Origin of the sequence: Pseudomonas sp. RL, assembly GCF_000647775.1 — a bacterium.
GTDB lineage: Bacteria > Pseudomonadota > Gammaproteobacteria > Pseudomonadales > Pseudomonadaceae > Serpens > Serpens flexibilis.
Genome location: NZ_JBOY01000081.1, coordinates 1 through 15,862, shown reverse-complemented (window position 1 = coordinate 15,862; position 15,862 = coordinate 1). Strand labels below are relative to the sequence as shown.

16 protein-coding genes are annotated in these 15,862 nt (G+C 66.8%); 9 read left to right on the top strand and 7 right to left on the bottom strand.

Annotated features, from left to right (window positions below):
* The coding region (gene metE / locus AS93_RS0113355) for a 5-methyltetrahydropteroyltriglutamate--homocysteine S-methyltransferase (RefSeq protein WP_027591082.1) at positions 1-1,135 on the top strand (1,135 nt) is incomplete at its 5' end.
* 233 nt (positions 1,136-1,368) lie between these two features.
* Here metE and glpD read toward each other — a convergent pair.
* Positions 1,369-2,874, bottom strand: a complete 1,506-nt coding sequence (gene glpD / locus AS93_RS0113350; RefSeq protein ID WP_027591081.1) for a glycerol-3-phosphate dehydrogenase — start codon at positions 2,872-2,874, stop codon at positions 1,369-1,371.
* A 96-nt stretch (positions 2,875-2,970) separates the two neighbouring features.
* Here glpD and ybaK point away from each other — a divergent pair, with 96 nt between their 5' ends.
* Genes ybaK through AS93_RS0113335 form a run of 3 tightly spaced genes read left to right on the top strand, consistent with a single transcriptional unit; the run spans position 2,971 to position 5,747 of the window.
* Complete coding sequence (gene ybaK, locus AS93_RS0113345; protein ID WP_027591080.1) at positions 2,971-3,441, top strand: Cys-tRNA(Pro) deacylase; 471 nt, start codon at positions 2,971-2,973, stop codon at positions 3,439-3,441.
* Between the two features lie 10 nt (positions 3,442-3,451).
* On the top strand, positions 3,452-4,942 hold the full coding sequence (gene glpK / locus AS93_RS0113340; protein ID WP_027591079.1) for a glycerol kinase GlpK: 1,491 nt from the start codon (positions 3,452-3,454) through the stop codon (positions 4,940-4,942).
* A gap of 16 nt (positions 4,943-4,958) precedes the next feature.
* Entirely contained in the window at positions 4,959-5,747 is a 789-nt protein-coding gene (locus tag AS93_RS0113335; RefSeq protein ID WP_037009278.1) for a PhzF family phenazine biosynthesis protein, read from the top strand.
* Between the two features lie 38 nt (positions 5,748-5,785).
* On the opposite strand, the gene AS93_RS0113330 is transcribed toward AS93_RS0113335, so the two are convergent.
* Both AS93_RS0113330 and argF read right to left on the bottom strand, forming a co-directional pair.
* Positions 5,786-6,895, bottom strand: coding sequence for an ABC transporter ATP-binding protein (locus AS93_RS0113330; RefSeq protein ID WP_027591077.1), 1,110 nt, complete (start codon positions 6,893-6,895; stop codon positions 5,786-5,788).
* A complete protein-coding gene (gene argF, locus AS93_RS0113325) occupies positions 6,892-7,815 on the bottom strand; it encodes an ornithine carbamoyltransferase (protein ID WP_027591076.1) in 924 nt (307 codons plus the stop codon). The genes AS93_RS0113330 and argF overlap by 4 nt, the downstream gene beginning before the upstream one ends.
* Before the next feature lie 294 nt (positions 7,816-8,109).
* Between argF and grxD the strand changes: the two genes are divergently transcribed.
* Positions 8,110-8,439: a Grx4 family monothiol glutaredoxin gene (gene grxD / locus AS93_RS0113320; protein ID WP_027591075.1), complete on the top strand. Its 330-nt coding sequence runs from the start codon at positions 8,110-8,112 to the stop codon at positions 8,437-8,439.
* Between the two features lie 60 nt (positions 8,440-8,499).
* On the opposite strand, the gene bfr is transcribed toward grxD, so the two are convergent.
* The 4 genes from bfr to pyrC all read right to left on the bottom strand — a co-directional run bounded on the left by bfr (position 8,500) and on the right by pyrC (position 11,324).
* The gene (bfr, locus tag AS93_RS0113315; protein ID WP_027591074.1) at positions 8,500-8,970 is read right to left on the bottom strand and encodes a bacterioferritin; all 471 of its coding nucleotides are present in this window, start codon (positions 8,968-8,970) and stop codon (positions 8,500-8,502) included.
* 198 nt (positions 8,971-9,168) lie between these two features.
* The gene (locus AS93_RS0113310) at positions 9,169-9,390 is read right to left on the bottom strand and encodes a bacterioferritin-associated ferredoxin (RefSeq protein WP_027591073.1); all 222 of its coding nucleotides are present in this window, start codon (positions 9,388-9,390) and stop codon (positions 9,169-9,171) included.
* Positions 9,391-9,603: 213 nt separating this feature from the next.
* Positions 9,604-10,281 (bottom strand): ribonuclease T, encoded by a 678-nt coding sequence (gene rnt / locus AS93_RS0113305; RefSeq protein WP_027591072.1) that lies wholly within the window; start codon positions 10,279-10,281, stop codon positions 9,604-9,606.
* A complete protein-coding gene (gene pyrC / locus AS93_RS0113300; RefSeq protein ID WP_027591071.1) occupies positions 10,278-11,324 on the bottom strand; it encodes a dihydroorotase in 1,047 nt (348 codons plus the stop codon). Before pyrC ends, rnt begins: the two co-directional genes overlap by 4 nt.
* A gap of 202 nt (positions 11,325-11,526) precedes the next feature.
* Here pyrC and AS93_RS19360 point away from each other — a divergent pair, with 202 nt between their 5' ends.
* The 4 genes from AS93_RS19360 (at position 11,527) to AS93_RS0113280 (ending at position 15,687) form a co-directional block, all read left to right on the top strand.
* Complete coding sequence (locus AS93_RS19360; RefSeq protein ID WP_051587475.1) at positions 11,527-12,438, top strand: OmpA family protein; 912 nt, start codon at positions 11,527-11,529, stop codon at positions 12,436-12,438.
* Positions 12,439-12,540: 102 nt separating this feature from the next.
* Positions 12,541-13,761 carry an argininosuccinate synthase gene (locus AS93_RS0113290; RefSeq protein ID WP_027591070.1) on the top strand — a complete coding sequence of 407 codons (1,221 nt, stop codon included), beginning with the start codon at positions 12,541-12,543 and terminating at the stop codon, positions 13,759-13,761.
* A gap of 151 nt (positions 13,762-13,912) precedes the next feature.
* Positions 13,913-14,305, top strand: coding sequence for a lactoylglutathione lyase (gloA, locus tag AS93_RS0113285; protein ID WP_027591069.1), 393 nt, complete (start codon positions 13,913-13,915; stop codon positions 14,303-14,305).
* A gap of 47 nt (positions 14,306-14,352) precedes the next feature.
* Positions 14,353-15,687: a DEAD/DEAH box helicase gene (locus AS93_RS0113280; RefSeq protein ID WP_027591068.1), complete on the top strand. Its 1,335-nt coding sequence runs from the start codon at positions 14,353-14,355 to the stop codon at positions 15,685-15,687.
* Positions 15,688-15,862: the final 175 nt, after the last annotated feature.

Sequence of the window (15,862 nt, the reverse complement as noted above, 5' to 3'; positions counted from 1 at the left end):
GGCGCGCGCGGCCTCGCCACGCATCCACGATCCGGCGGTGCAGGCGCGTCTGGCGGCCATCCGCCCCGAGGACAGCCGGCGCCAGTCGCCGTTCGCCCGGCGCATCGCCGCGCAGCGCGAGCACCTGCACCTGCCACTGTTCCCGACCACCACCATCGGCTCCTTCCCGCAGACCGCCGAAATCCGCCAGGCACGCCAGGCCTTCAGGCAGGGCACGTTGCCGGCGGCCGAGTATGCCGCAGCCATGCGCGCCGAGATCCGCCACGCGGTGCGGGTGCAGGAACAGCTGGGACTGGACGTGCTGGTGCACGGCGAGGCCGAGCGCAACGACATGGTCGAGTACTTCGCCGAGCAGCTGGACGGCTACGCCTTCACCCGCTTCGGCTGGGTGCAGAGCTACGGTTCGCGCTGCGTGAAGCCGGCGATCATCTACGGCGATATCAGCCGGCCGCGGCCGATGACCGTGGAATGGATCCGCTACGCCCAGGAGCAGACCGCCAAGGTGATGAAGGGCATGCTGACCGGCCCGGTAACCATGCTGATGTGGTCGTTCCCGCGCGACGACATATCCCGCGAACAGCAGGCGCGCCAGCTGGCGCTGGCGATCCGCGACGAGGTGTGCGATCTGGAGGCCGCCGGCATCCGCGTCATCCAGATCGACGAGGCGGCCTTCCGCGAAGGCCTGCCGCTGCGCAAGGCCCGCTGGCAGGCCTACCTGGACTGGGCCGCCGAGGCCTTCCGGCTGACCGCCAGCGGCGTGGGCGACGAGACGCAGATCCACACCCACATGTGCTACAGCGAGTTCAACGATGTGATCGCTTCCATCGCCGCGATGGACGCCGATGTCATCACCATCGAGACCTCGCGCTCGCAGATGGAACTGCTGGAGGCGTTCCGCGCCTTCGCCTACCCGAACGAGATCGGCCCGGGCGTGTACGACATCCACTCGCCCCGGGTGCCGGACGTCGAGGAGATGGTCGCGCTGCTGGACAAGGCCGCCGAGCGCATTCCGGTCGAGCGCCTGTGGGTCAACCCGGACTGCGGCCTGAAGACCCGCGGCTGGCCGGAGACCGAGGCCGCGCTGGTCAACATGGTGGCGGCGGCACGCCGGCTGCGTGAGCGGCACGCGGGCTGAGGCTGGCGGGTGGATCCCGACCGATGCGTAGGGTGGACAACCTCTTGCTTGTCCACCAGCGGCCCCGCACGTGATCTCAATCCGTAGGGTGGAAAACTCGCGTAGCGATTTTCCACCGGCCCGGGCTGCGTGCGCACCGGCGGTAGACAAGGCTTCGCCGTTGTCTACCCTACGGCTCAGCCGCGTAGGGTGGACAACGGTTTTCTTGTCCACCGCTGGCAGCGCATGTCCGGTCAGCGCATCTTCAACGGCTCCCGCTGCAGGTAGGCCTCCAGCCCCGCGTGCTGTTCCGGGTCGAGGAACAGCCCCAGCTTGCTGCGCCGCCAGAGGATGTCCTCGGCGGTCTGCGCCCATTCCTCGCGACGCAGGTAGTCCACTTCCCGGGCGTACAGATTGGCACCGAAGTGTTCGCCCAGATCGCCCAGCCCCGTTGCGCTGCCCAGCAAGCGCCAGCTGCGGCTGCCGTAGCTGACCGCCCAGCGCCGGGCCAGTTCGACCGGCAGCCAGGGCGCCTGGTCGAGCAGTTGCGCAGCCAGGCGCTGCGGGTCGCTCATCTCTTCGCCGCCCGGCAGTGGCGCGCCGGCGGTCCAGCGCGGACCCATGTCTCGCAGCCAGGGCTTGAGCAGCTCCAGCGCCGACTCGGCCAGGCGCCGGTAGGTGGTCAGCTTGCCGCCGAACACCGAGAGCAGCGGCGCCTGATCGGCCGCGCCGTGCAGCTCGAGGAAATAGTCGCGGGTCACCGCCGACGGGTCGCCGGACTCGTCGTCGAGCAGCGGACGCACGCCGGAAAAGCTGTGCAGGATGTCGTCGCGCTCCACCGGCTGGCGGAAATGCCGGTTCACCACGTCCAGCAGGTACTCGGTTTCCTGCTCGCTGATGCGCACCTGCTCGGGGTCGCCGTGGTACTCGCGGTCGGTGGTGCCGATCAGGCTGAAACGCTCCAGCCAGGGGATGACGAAGACGATGCGCCGGTCTTCGTTCTGCAGGATGTAGGCCTGCTCGCCGGGGTACAGGCGCGGCACCACGATATGGCTGCCCTGCACCAGGCGCACGCCGTGGCGTGGCTGGCGCTGCAAGCCGTCGCGCAGGAAATCCGCCACCCAGGGGCCGCAGGCGTTGACCAGCGCGCGGGCGCGCACCACCGAACGGCTTCCGTCGACGCGCTGCAGTTCCAGATACCAGAGGCCATCGCGGACCTGGGCGGACAGGCAGCGGGTGCGGGTGTCCAACCGGGCGCCGCGCTCGCGGGCGGCCATCGCGTTGAGCACCACCAGGCGGGCGTCGTCCACCCAGCAGTCGGCGTACTCGAAGCCCCGGGTCATGTCCGGGCGCAGCGGACTGTCGGCGCCCAGACGCAGGGCGCGCGAGCCGGGCAGGGTGCGCCGGCGGCCCAGGTGGTCATAGCAGAACAGACCGAAGCGGATCATCCAGGCCGGGCGCAGGTGCGGGCGGTGCGGGAGGATGAAGCGCAGCGGCTTGATGATGTGCGGCGCCTTGGCCAGCAGCACTTCGCGTTCGGCCAGCGCTTCGCGCACCAGGCGGAACTCCCGGTGTTCCAGGTAGCGCAGGCCGCCGTGGATCAGTTTGCTGCTCGCCGAGGAGGTGTGGCTGGCCAGGTCGTGCTGTTCGCAGAGGTAGACCTTCAGGCCGCGTCCGGCGGCGTCGGCGGCAATGCCGACACCGTTGATGCCACCGCCGATCACGGCCAGGTCGTAGGGGTCTTCGCAGGGTTCGTTCATGCCACGCTCAAGGGCCAGGATTGCCGGAACACTGTAGCGCTGGCGCGCGGCGGCCGCTAACGTAGCCTTTCGTCGATCCCTGCACAGCAAAGCACCATGACTCCAGCCATCGATCAGCTCAAGAAAGCCCGCGTCGAGCACCGCGTCCTCAGCTACGAACACGATCCCAAGTCGCCGTCCTACGGTCTGGAGGCGGCGGAGAAGCTCGGCCTGGCGCCGGAACGGGTGTTCAAGACCCTGCTGGCGGCCACCGAGAAGAACGAGCTGCTGGTGGCGGTGGTGCCGGTGGCCGGCAGCCTCGACCTCAAGGCGCTGGCCCAGGCGGCCGGCGTGAAGAAGGTGGACATGGCCGACCCGGCCGCCGCGCAGCGCGCCACCGGCTATCTGGTCGGCGGCATCAGCCCGCTGGGACAGAAGAAGCGCCTGCGTACGTTCATCGACGAATCGGCCCGCCAGCAGCCCTCCATCCATGTCAGCGCCGGGCGGCGCGGGCTGGAGGTGGAGCTGAGCGCCGAGGCGCTGGCGCAGCAGACCCAGGCGACGTTCGTCCCCATCGGCCGTGGATAACGGAGTCTTCATGAGCGACTACCTCATCTCCATCGACCAGGGCACCACCAGCAGCCGGGCGATCATCTTTTCGGCCAGCGGCGGCGCGGTGGCCAGCGCGCAGCAGGAATTCGCCCAGCATTTCCCGCGGGACGGCTGGGTCGAGCATGCCGCCGAAGACCTGTGGGACAGCACGCTCGCCGTGTGCCGCCAGGCGCTGGCCAACGGCGGGCTGCGGGCGGCGGACATCCGCGCCGTCGGCATCACCAACCAGCGCGAGACCACCCTGGTGTGGGACGCCGCCACCGGTGAAGCCATCTACCCGGCCATCGTCTGGCAGGACCGGCGCACCGCCGATTACTGCGCCGAGCTGAAGGCCGCCGGCCATGAGGCGGACGTGGCGGCGCGTACCGGGCTGCTGATCGATCCGTATTTTTCGGCCACCAAGCTGCGCTGGATCCTCGACAACGTGCCGGGCGCCCGCGCGCGCGCCGCGCGCGGCGAGCTGCGCTTCGGCACCGTGGACAGCTTCCTGCTCTGGCGCCTGACCGGCGGTCGCGCGCACCGCACCGACGCCAGCAACGCGGCGCGCACGCTGCTGTTCAACATCCACACCCAGCGGTGGGACGAGACGCTGCTGGCGCTGTTCGACATCCCCGCCAGCCTGCTGCCCGAGGTGCTGGACTGCGCGGCGGACTTCGGCGAGACCGACGCCCACTGGCTGGGCGCGGCGCTGCCGGTGCTGGGTATGGCCGGCGACCAGCAGGCCGCGCTGATCGGCCAGGCCTGCTTCACGCCGGGCATGGTGAAGAGCACCTACGGCACCGGTTGCTTCCTGATCCAGAACACCGGCGCCGAGCCTCTGATCTCGCACAACCGTCTGCTGACCACCGTGGCCTACCGGCTGAACGGCAAAACGACCTATGCGGTGGAGGGCAGCATCTTCGTCGCCGGCGCCGCCCTGCAGTGGTTGCGCGATGGCCTGCGGCTGATCGAGCACGCCCACGAGAGCGAAGCGCTGGCCCTGCAGGCCGGCGACGCCGGCGGCGTGTACCTGGTGCCGGCCTTCACCGGCCTGGGCGCGCCCTACTGGGACCCGAAGGCGCGCGGCGCGATCTTCGGCCTGACCCGCGACACCGGCATCAAGGAAATCGTCACCGCCGGCCTGGAAGCGGTGTGCTACCAGACCCGCGACCTGCTCGAAGCCATGGGCCAGGACGGCGCCGCGCCGCTCAGCGCGCTGCGCGTGGATGGCGGCATGGTAGTCAACAACTGGCTGGTGCAGTTTCTCGCCGACATCCTCGGCGTGCCGGTCGAGCGCCCGCAGGTCAACGAGACCACCGCGCTGGGCGCCGCCTATCTGGCGGGCCTGCAGGCCGGGCTGTATCGCGGCCTGGACGAGGTCGCCGGCCACTGGCAACAGCAGCGGCGCTTCGAGCCGTGCATGCCGGCGCAGCGTCGCGAGGCACTCTATGCCGGCTGGCTGAGCGCGGTGCGCCGGGTGCGCAGCGAAGCGTCATGAACGATTGGAGAATGCGATGAAGACACTGCCGTTCCACCAGGTCGACGCCTTCAGCGACCGTCCGTTCGCCGGTAACCCGGCGATCGTCTACCGCCTCGATGCCTGGCTGCCTGACGCGCGCATGCAGCAGATCGCCGCCGAGCACAACCTGGCGGAAACCGCGTTCGTGGTGCGCGAGGGGCAGGGCTGGCGGATTCGCTGGTTCACGCCCCAGGAAGAGGTGCCGCTGTGCGGCCATGCCACCCTGGCGGCGGCCAGGGTGCTGTTCGACGCCTACCAGGAACCGGGTGACTGCCTGAGCCTGCAGAGCCAGTCCGGCGAGCTGCGCGTGCGGAGGCTCGGCGAGCGGCTGGAACTGGATTTCCCGGCGCTGGCCGGTGAGCCGATTACCGCGCCGGCCGGGCTGGCCAAGGCGCTGGGCCACGAACCCGAGACGGTGCTTTCCGGTCGCGACAGCCTGCTGGTGGTGCTGGCCGACGAGACCGCCGTGCGCACCTGCGCGCCCGACCTGAAGGCGCTGGCGGCGCTGCCCTGGCTCGGGGTGATCGTCACTGCGCGCGGGACTGATCACGATGTGGTGTCGCGTTACTTCGCGCCGGCCATCGGCATCGACGAAGACCCGGTCACCGGTGCCGCGCACTGCATGCTGGTGCCCTACTGGGCGCAGCGCCTGGGCCGTGCCGAATTGCGCGCGTACCAGTGCTCGCAGCGCGGCGGTGAACTCTTGTGCCGGGTGGAGGGCGAACGCGTGCGCCTGGCCGGGCATGCGGTGCTGGTCAGTCGGGGCGAATTGCTGGTGGGCTGAAATACAGAAGGCGGCCCGAGGGCCGCCTTTCCGATGGTTCAGCTGGCGCTGCTGTAGCGCCGTACACCGGCGTTTGGCAGCGTGGCATTGGCTGCGATGCTGCCCTGGGCTGGGAACAGCACCAGGTGGTCGGCGCTGACCTGGATGCCCACGGTTTCGCCGGGCAAATGGTCGATGTGGCTCGGGAAGATGGCTTCCAGCTGGGTGCCGGTGGGCAGTTGCAGGCGGTACAGCGTCGAAGCGCCCAGGAAGGTCTTGCCGGTGATTCGCACCTGGAGGTCGCTGTCCGGCGCGTAGACCAGGTCGTCGGGGCGCAGCAGTACGTCCACGGCACTGCCGCTTGGCCAGCTGTAGGCACGGTTGCCGTGGATATCGCCGAGTTCGGTACGCACCGATTCCGGGTCCTGCAACTGTCCGCGAATGAAATAGCCCTGGCCGACGAAGCTGGCCACGAAGGGCGTCAGTGGCTCGTGGTAGAGGTTGTAGGGGGTATCCCACTGCTCCAGGCGACCGTCACGGAACACGCCCACCTGATCGCTGACGGCGAAGGCTTCTTCCTGGTCGTGGGTAACCAGGATGGCGCTGGTGCCGCGCGCCTTGAGGATGTCGCGCACCTCGCGGCTGAGACTGCGGCGTAGCTCCACGTCCAGGTTGGAGAAGGGCTCGTCGAGCAGCAGCAGGCGCGGCTCCGGAGCCAGGGCGCGGGCCAGCGCGACGCGTTGTTGCTGGCCACCGGAGAGTTCGTGCGGGTAACGCTTGCCCAGGTGGCCAAGCTTGACCAGATCGAGCAGCTCGCCGGTGATGCGCTCGCGCTCGGGGTGCTTGCGGATGCCGAAGGCGACGTTCTCCGCCACGGTCAGGTGCGGGAACAGCGCGTAGTCCTGGAAGACCATGCCGATGCGGCGCGCCTCCGGCGCCAGGGTGAAGCCGGCGCGGGAGATCACCTCGCCGGCCAGGCGGATTTCGCCGTGGCTGACCGGTTCGAAGCCGGCGATGGCGCGCAGGGTAGTGGTCTTGCCGCAGCCCGAGGGGCCGAGCAGGCAACCGATGTCACCGGCGTTCAGGTGCAGGTTGAGCTCCTGGACGATCATCTGGCCCTGATAACCGCAGGCCAGGTTGTGCAGCTGAAGCAGCAGTTTGGACGTCATGCGTTCTTGGTGTAGCCGGGGGCGACGAGGAATTCGAGCAGCGCCTTCTGGGCGTGCAGACGGTTTTCGGCCTGGTCCCAGGCCAGCGAGCGCGGGTCATCCAGCAGGTCGTGGCTGATTTCCTCGCCACGGTGCGCCGGCAGGCAGTGCAGGAAGATCACGCCCGGGTCGGCCAGATCGAGCAATGCGCGGCTGACCTGGTAACCCTTGAAGCTCGCCAGGCGTGCCTGGGCTTCTTCTTCGTGGCCCATGGAGGCCCAGACGTCGGTGCTCACCAGGTGGGCGCCGGCCACCGCCGCACGCGGGTCGCGCAGCAGGGTCACGCGGTCGCCGGCCTTGGCCAGCAGCTCGGCGCTCGGCTCGTAGCCCTCTGGGCAGGCGATGCGCAGCTGGAAGTCGAACTGGATGGCCGCCTCGATATAGGAGTTGCACATGTTGTTGCCATCGCCGATCCAGGCCACCGTCTTGCCGGCGATGCTGCCGCGCTGTTCCAGGTAGGTCTGCATGTCGGCCAGCAGCTGGCAGGGGTGCAGCTCATCGGACAGACCGTTGATCACCGGCACCTGGGAGTGGGCGGCGAAGTTGGTCAGGGTGCCGTGGGCGTAGGTGCGGATCATGATGGCGTCGAGCATGCGCGACATGACGATGGCGGTGTCGCTGATCGGTTCGCCGCGACCCAGCTGGGTGTCGCGCGGCGAGAGGAACAGGCTCTGGCCGCCGAGCTGGATCATGCCGGCTTCGAAGGAGACCCGGGTACGGGTCGAGGCCTTCTCGAAGATCATGCCCAGTACGCGATTCTTCAGGGGTTCGTAGAGGATGCCGCGATTGCGCAGGTCCTTCAGCTCGATGGCTCGTCGCAGTAGCCCGTTGAGCTCCGCGGGGGTGCAGTCCATCAGCGAGAGAAAGTGCCGTACGCTCATTGTCGTTACCTTGATCACGTTGTCAGGCCCTGTGGCGAAAGAAAATAAGCGCCAACGTCAGAGGAGGGACCTGCTAGAAGGTCGCCGAGGGCGACGAAATGGAAAGGGCCGGATGTTATCGGGAAATGTCGCGATGGCGCAAATTGCCCGGTGTCCGGCGCCGCAAGCAGCATAGGTGATGGGCGTCGGGAGGGTGCGTAAAGAAGCCTGAGCGCAGGACTAGGCTTTCCGTTACAATGCCGCGCAAATGCCGGCCCGGGGGCCGGCAGGTCATTTGTAGCCGAGGTGCCCCTCATGGATATCATCGAAACCATCAAAGAGCAGATCGCCAACAACACCATCCTGCTGTACATGAAGGGCTCGCCCAATGCCCCGCAGTGCGGCTTCTCCGCCCGTGCCGCCCAGGCCGTGATGGGCTGCGGCGAGAAATTCGCCTACGTGGACATCCTGCAGAACCCGGAAATCCGCGCCGAGCTGCCCAAGTACGCCAACTGGCCGACCTTCCCGCAGCTGTGGGTCAACGGCGAACTGGTCGGTGGCAGCGACATCATGCTGGAGATGTTCGAGAAGGGTGAGCTGCAGACCCTGATCAAGGAAGCCGCGGCGGCCCGCAAGGACGCCTGATCCGGCCTCTGAACAAAAAGCCCCGGCACTGCCGGGGCTTTTGCGTTGCGGACGGGAGAATTACTCGTCCATTTGCGATTGCAGGTAGTTTTCCAGGCCGACGGCCTTGATCAGGCCCAGCTGGGTTTCCAGCCAGTCGACGTGTTCTTCCTCGGACTCGAGGATGTCTTCCAGCAGCTCGCGGCTGCCGTAGTCGCCGACCTGTTCGCAATAGGCGATGGCGGCGCGCAGGTCCTGCAGGCCCATCTGTTCCAGGCGCAGGTCGCATTCGAGCATTTCCTTGGTGTTCTCGCCGATCAGCAGCTTGCCGAGGTCCTGCAGGTTGGGCAGGCCTTCGAGAAACAGGATGCGCTTGATCAGCTTGTCGGCATGCTTCATCTCGTCGATGGATTCATCGTACTCATGCTTGCCGAGCTTGTTCAGGCCCCAGTCCTCGTACATCCGCGCGTGCAGGAAGTACTGGTTGATGGCCACCAGTTCGTTGCCAAGGATCTTGTTGAGGTGCTGGATGACCTGAGTATCGCCTTTCATGATGCTCCGCCTGAGAGGAAATGCGTGTTGGCGAGTCTGGCCGCAGTGTCCCCAGGTGTCAAACCTAAGCCCTTGATGGCAAACGGAATGAAAAGGCGTCTCGCCTACGGTTTTAGCCAGGCTGCGAAGGGGCTTGCTGCATGGCGCAGGCATGAAAAAGCCGGGCGACTGCCCGGCTCGGGAATCCGACGGATCGATTCAGGCCGGAGAGAACAGGGCCACGCCGCCCAGCATTGCGGCCTGGCCGGCCTGCACTTCGCTCAAGGTCTCGCGCACCACCTGCTTGGCCACACAGGCGCATTTGCCGCACTGGGTACCCACGCCCAGGTTCTCGCGCACCTCCCGGTAGCTGCAGCAGCCTTCGTAGATCGCGTCGCGGATGTGGTTGTCGGTGACACCTCGGCAAAGACAGACGTACATGGCGGGGGCTCGTCGCACTGAAATCGGGATGCGGCGGATACTAATGTTAATGAGAACGATTGTCAAAATTTGCTGCTGAGCGGAGCGGTCACTCCGTGGGGGGGATCACGCTTCATAGATCCACCGACGCGCCGCAGGCGCGCCGTAGCGGCGCGGTGGTGGACAAGGAAAACGTTGTCCACCCTACGAACGCGCCGGCCAGCTCGATGAGGATCAGTCTTCCCCGAAGGTGTCCCAACCGCCCATTTCCTTCCAGCGATTGACGATGCCGCAGAACAGGTCGGCGGTCTTTTCCGTGTCGTAGCGGGCCGAATGGGCTTCGCGGGCGTCGAACGGAATGCCGGCAGCCTGGCAGGCCTTGGCCAGCACCGTCTGTCCGTAGGCCAGGCCGGCCAGGGTAGCGGTGTCGAAGCTGGAGAACGGGTGGAACGGGTTGCGCTTGAGGCCCGTGCGCAGCACCGCGGCATTAAGGAAGCCGAGGTCGAAGCTGCTGTTGTGGCCGACCAGCACCGCGCGCTTGCAGCCGTAGGATTTCAGCGACTTGCGTACGCCACGGAAGATGTCGGCTAGCGCCGGCTCTTCCTGGACCGCCATGCGCAGCGGATGGTCCAGCTTGATGCCGGTGAACTCCAGCGCCGCCTGCTCGATGTTGGCGCCTTCGAACGGCTCGATGCGGTGGAAGTAGGTGTGCTCCGGATAGAGCAGCCCCTGCTCGTCCATGCCGATGATGGTCGCGGCGATCTCCAGCAGCGCATCGGTCTGGCAGTTGAAGCCGCCGGTCTCCACGTCGACCACCACCGGCAGGTAGCCGCGGAAGCGGCGGGCCATGGGATGCTTCGGGCCGCTGGAGCGGATTTCCAGTTCGTCGTCTTCGTACAGCTCTTCGCTCACGCGCGTTCCTCCAGTACCCGCCAGCGCAGGGTTTCGCCCGCGCGCAGCGGCATCAGGCGGTGGTCGCCGAACGGCAGTTCGGCCGGTGCCTGCCAGTCTTCGCGCACCAGGGTGATGCGGTCGGTGTTGCGTGGCAGACCGTAGAAGTCCGGACCGAACTGGCTGGCGAAGCCTTCCAGCCTGTCCAGCGCGTTGCGCGACTCGAACGCCTCGGCGTACAGCTCGATGGCGGCGTAGGCGGTGTAGCAGCCGGCGCAACCGCAGGTGGCTTCCTTGGTGTGGCGGGCGTGCGGTGCCGAATCGGTGCCCAGGAAGAACTTCGGGTTGCCGCTGGTAGCGGCATCCAGCAGGGCTTCCTGATGGGTGTTGCGCTTGAGGATCGGCAGGCAATAGAAGTGCGGGCGGATGCCGCCTACCAGCATGTGGTTGCGGTTGTACAGCAGGTGATGGGCGGTGATGGTGGCGCCCACGTTGGCCGAGGCTTCGCGCACGAACTGCGCGGCGTCGCCGGTGGTGATGTGCTCGAAGACCACCTTCAAGGTCGGGAATCGCTCCACGACACGGATCATGTGGGTGTCGATGAAGGCCTTCTCGCGATCGAACACGTCGATGTCGCTGTGGGTCACTTCACCGTGCACCAGCAGCGGCAGGCCGACATCGGCCATGGCTTCCAGTACGGGGAAGATATTGTCGATGCTGGTCACGCCCGACGCGGAGTTGGTGGTGGCGCCGGCCGGGTAGAGCTTGGCGGCATGGACGAAGCCGCTGGCCTTGGCCTGACGGACGTCTTCGGCGGTGGTGTTGTCGGTGAGGTACAGCACCATCAGCGGTTCGAAGCGGCTGCCCGCCGGGCGTGCGGCCAGGATGCGCTGGCGGTAGGCGTCGGCTTCCTGCGCGTTGCGTACCGGCGGCACCAGGTTGGGCATGACGATGGCGCGGCCGAAGGTACGGGCGGCATCGGCCACGGTCTGCGCCAGGGCGGCGCCGTCGCGCAGGTGGATATGCCAGTCGTCGGGACGCAGCAGGGTAAGGCGGTCGGTCATGAAGAGGATCCGGGCGATGAAACGTGCGCGAATGCTACCGGAAAATGCGCTCGCCGGCTGCCCGCCGAGACGATGAACCGCGGCGTTGCGCAGGTTTCGATCGGTGGCGTTCTGTGAAACGTCGCACAGGAAGCCCCTCAAGTTTTCGCCCGCGGCTCCGATATGCCGGGGGAACGCCGTAAATCCCTGGAGCCCTCCCATCGTGCGCCTGCAGTATGCCGCTCTGCTCAGCCTGTTCGTCAGTCTGCCGTCGGTCGCCCTGACCTTCCAGCCGCGCCTGGAGCATGCGGAGTGGCGCGCCGAGGGTGATCAGTTCGAATGCCGGCTGATCCAGCCGATCAAGACCTTTGGTGGCGTGGGCCAGTTCGTGCGCCGCGCCGGCGAGCAGCCGACCTTCCAGCTGATCAGTCGCGAGCGCTGGCTGGGCAATGGCGCCGCCACGCTGCTGGTGGCCGCCGCGCCCTGGCGCCCGGAGCACAGCGACGTCAGCATTGGCAAGGTCAAGGTCGACGGCGACCAGGTGCTGCTCAAGAGCGACAACCAGCAGGCGGCGCGCCTGCTCACCGGGCTGATGGAGGGGCGTTCGCCGCTGGTGCGCCATCGCACCCGGCAGACCAACGAATACATGGAAGTACGCCTCCTGCCGGCGCGCTTCGGCCAGGCGTTCCGCGAGTTCCAGCAGTGCACCACGCAACTGCTGCCGGTCAACTTCGACCAGGTCAAATACCTGCAGCTGAGTTTCGCCAACAGCGGTATCGACCTGGGCGACGCTGCTCGCCGGGAGCTGGATCGCGTGCTGCTGTTGCTCAAGGCCGATCCGACCATCAACAGCATTCGCCTGGAAGGCCATTCCGACAACACCGGCAACCGCCTGACCAACCGCGACCTGTCGCGCCGCAGGGCGATGGCGGTGGCCGCCTACCTGAAGGAAAAGGGCATTCCCGAGGGACAGATCAGCATCCGCTTCCACGGTGAGCGCTACCCGCTGGTGCCCAACAACAGCGAGGCCAATCGCGGCAAGAACCGCCGTGTCACCCTCTACCTGGAGCGGCTGACCGAATCCGACGCGGAGCAGGAGCGCCTGGCCCGCGGCAACTCCGCCCAGCCGGCCTGAAGCGAGGCATTGCGGGCCACCGAGGGCGCTGCGGGCCTGTCATTTGCGGCCCGTCATCAGTAGAATTGCGGGCTTTCCCGTACTACCCGTGGAGCTGATGGCATGTCGGACGTTAAGAAGGTGGTTCTGGCCTATTCCGGTGGCCTGGACACCTCGGTGATTCTCAAGTGGCTGCAAGATACCTACAACTGCGAAGTGGTGACCTTCACCGCTGACCTGGGCCAGGGCGAAGAAGTCGAGCCTGCCCGCGCCAAGGCCAAGGCCATGGGCGTCAAGGAAATCTACATCGACGACCTGCGCGAAGAATTCGTCCGCGACTTCGTGTTCCCGATGTTCCGCGCCAACACCATCTACGAAGGCGAATACCTGCTGGGCACCTCCATCGCCCGTCCGCTGATCGCCAAGCGCCTGATCGAGATCGCCAACGAAACCGGCGCCGACGCCATCTCCCACGGCGCCACCGGCAAGGGCAACGACCAGGTGCGCTTCGAGCTGGGCGCCTATGCGCTCAAGCCGGGCGTGAAGGTGATCGCCCCCTGGCGCGAGTGGGACCTGACCTCCCGCGAAACCCTGATGGCCTACGCCCAGAAGGCCAACATCCCGGTCGATTTCGCCAAGGCCGGCAAGAAGTCCCCGTACTCCATGGACGCCAACCTGCTGCACATCTCCTATGAGGGCGGTGTGCTGGAAGACACCTGGACCGAGCACGAGGAAGACATGTGGCGCTGGTCCGTCTCCCCGGAGAAGGCTCCCGATGTGCCCACCTACATCGAGCTGACCTACCGCAAGGGCGACATCGTGGCCATCGACGGCGTCGAGATGACCCCGGCCCAGGTGCTGACCAAGCTGAACGCCATCGGCGGCGCCAACGGCATCGGTCGTCTGGACATCGTGGAAAACCGCTACGTGGGCATGAAGTCCCGCGGCTGCTACGAGACCCCCGGCGGCACCATCATGCTCAAGGCTCACCGCGCCATCGAGTCGATCACCCTGGACCGCGAAGTCGCTCACCTGAAGGATGAGCTGATGCCCAAGTACGCCAGCCTGATCTACAACGGCTACTGGTGGAGCCCCGAGCGCCAGATGCTGCAGACCATGATCGACGCCTCCCAGGAACACGTGAACGGCGTGGTGCGCCTGAAGCTGTACAAGGGCAACGTCATCGTCACCGGCCGCAAGTCCGACGACAGTCTGTTCGACACCCGCATCTCCACCTTCGAGGACGATGCCGGCGCCTACGACCAGGCCGATGCCGGTGGCTTCATCAAGCTGAACGCCCTGCGCATGCGTATTGCCGCCAACAAGGGCCGCTCGCCGCTGTAACGCGACGCGTGACCTGACCGCCGCCCCCGTCGCAGCCTGCGCGGGGGCGGTTTCGTTTCGGGACCGCGCACCGGGCGGCTGTTAAACTAGCCGGCATTCCAGAGCCCTTGCGTTTTCACGGGGGCCGATTCACCTGTCAGGAGAACATCCCATGAGACTGCTGCACACCATGCTGCGCGTCGGCGATATGGACAAGTCCATCGCCTTCTACACCGAAGTGCTGGGCATGACCCTGCTGCGCCGCAAGGACTACCCGGAAGGCCAGTTCACCCTGGCGTTCGTCGGCTACGGCAACGAGGCCGAGAACAGCGTCATCGAGCTGACCTACAACTGGGGCGTGGACAAGTACGAGCTGGGCACCGGCTACGGCCACATCGCCCTGGAAGTCGAAGACGTCTACAAGGCCTGCGAGGACATCCGCGCCCGTGGCGGCAAGATCACCCGCGAGCCGGGTCCGATGAAGCACGGCTCCAGCATTCTGGCCTTCGTGGAAGACCCGGACGGCTACAAGATCGAGCTGCTGTCGCCCGAGCGCAAGGACTGAGCCGCCCGCCGGCGCCGTCACCCCATTCGCTGTAAAGAGGAATACCCGTGTTTGCCGATTTCGCCCTGCACGAACGCCTGCTCAAGGCTGTCGCCGAGCTTAACTTCACCGAGCCGACCCCCGTGCAGCGCGAGGCCATCCCGCCGGCGCTGGCTGGCAAGGACCTGCGCGTCATCGCCCAGACCGGCAGCGGCAAGACCGCCGCCTTCGCGCTGCCGCTGCTCAACCGTCTGATCGGCGACGCCGAGCCGCGCGTGCGCGTGCGGGCGCTGATCCTGCTGCCGACCCGCGAGCTGGCCCAGCAGACGCTGAAGGAGATGGAGAAGTTCTCCCGCTACACCTTCATCAAGTCGATGCTGATCACCGGCGGCGAGGGCTTCAAGGAACAGGCGGCGGCGCTGCGCAAGACGCCGGACATCCTGATTGGCACGCCGGGCCGGCTGATCGAGCACCTGGATGCCGGCAACCTGCGCCTGGACGAGGTGGAGGTGCTGGTGCTGGACGAGGCCGACCGCATGCTCGACATGGGTTTCGCCGAAGCCATGGAGCGACTGACCGGCGAGTGCGCCAATCGCCAGCAGACCCTGCTGTTCTCCGCCACCACCGGCGGCGCGGTCATGCGCGAGGTGATCGGCAAGGTGCTCAGGGAGCCTCTGCACCTGATGCTCAACCGGGTCAGCGAGCTGAACGAGAACACCCGCCAGCAGATCATCTGCGCCGACGACGTGGCCCACAAGGAGCGCCTGCTGCACTGGCTGCTGGCCAACGAGACCTACCAGAAGGCGATCATCTTCACCAACACCCGCGCCCAGGCCGACCGCATCTATGGTCGCCTGGTGGCTGAAGGGGTGAAGGCCTTCATCCTGCACGGCGACAAGGAACACGCCGAACGCAAGCAGGCCATCGAGCGCCTCAAGCAGGGCGGCAACAAGGTGCTGGTGGCCACCGACGTGGCGGCCCGCGGCCTGGACGTGGAAGGCCTGGACCTGGTGATCAACTTCGACATGCCGCGCTCCGGTGACGAGTACGTGCACCGCATCGGCCGTACCGGCCGCGCCGGTGCCGAGGGGCTGGCCATCTCGCTGATCTGCCACTTCGACTGGAACCTGATGTCCAGCGTCGAGCGCTACCTTAAGCAGAGCTTCGAGCGCCGCGTGATCAAGGAACTGAAGGGCAGCTACCAGGGCCCGAAGAACGTCAAGGCGTCCGGCAAGGCCGCCGGCACCAAGAAGAAAAAGACCGACAAGGATGGCAAGGGCGCCAAGAAGACGGCGGCGAAGAAACCGGCCAAACCGGCCGCCAAGCGCAAGCCGGCGGCGCCGTCGGGGTTGGTCAGTGCGGACGGCATGGCGCCGTTGAAGCGCCGTACGACCGAGGGCTGAGGGAGGCTCTCCCTCTCCCCTGGCCCCTCTCCCCTCGCGGGGGAGGGCCAGGGGAGAGGGGTGAAAGCGCTCACGCCCAAACAAAAAAAGGGCCGCTTTCGCGACCCTTTTTTCATCTGTCTGGTAGGCACAATTGGACTCGAACCAACGACCCCCACCATGTCAAGGTGGTGCT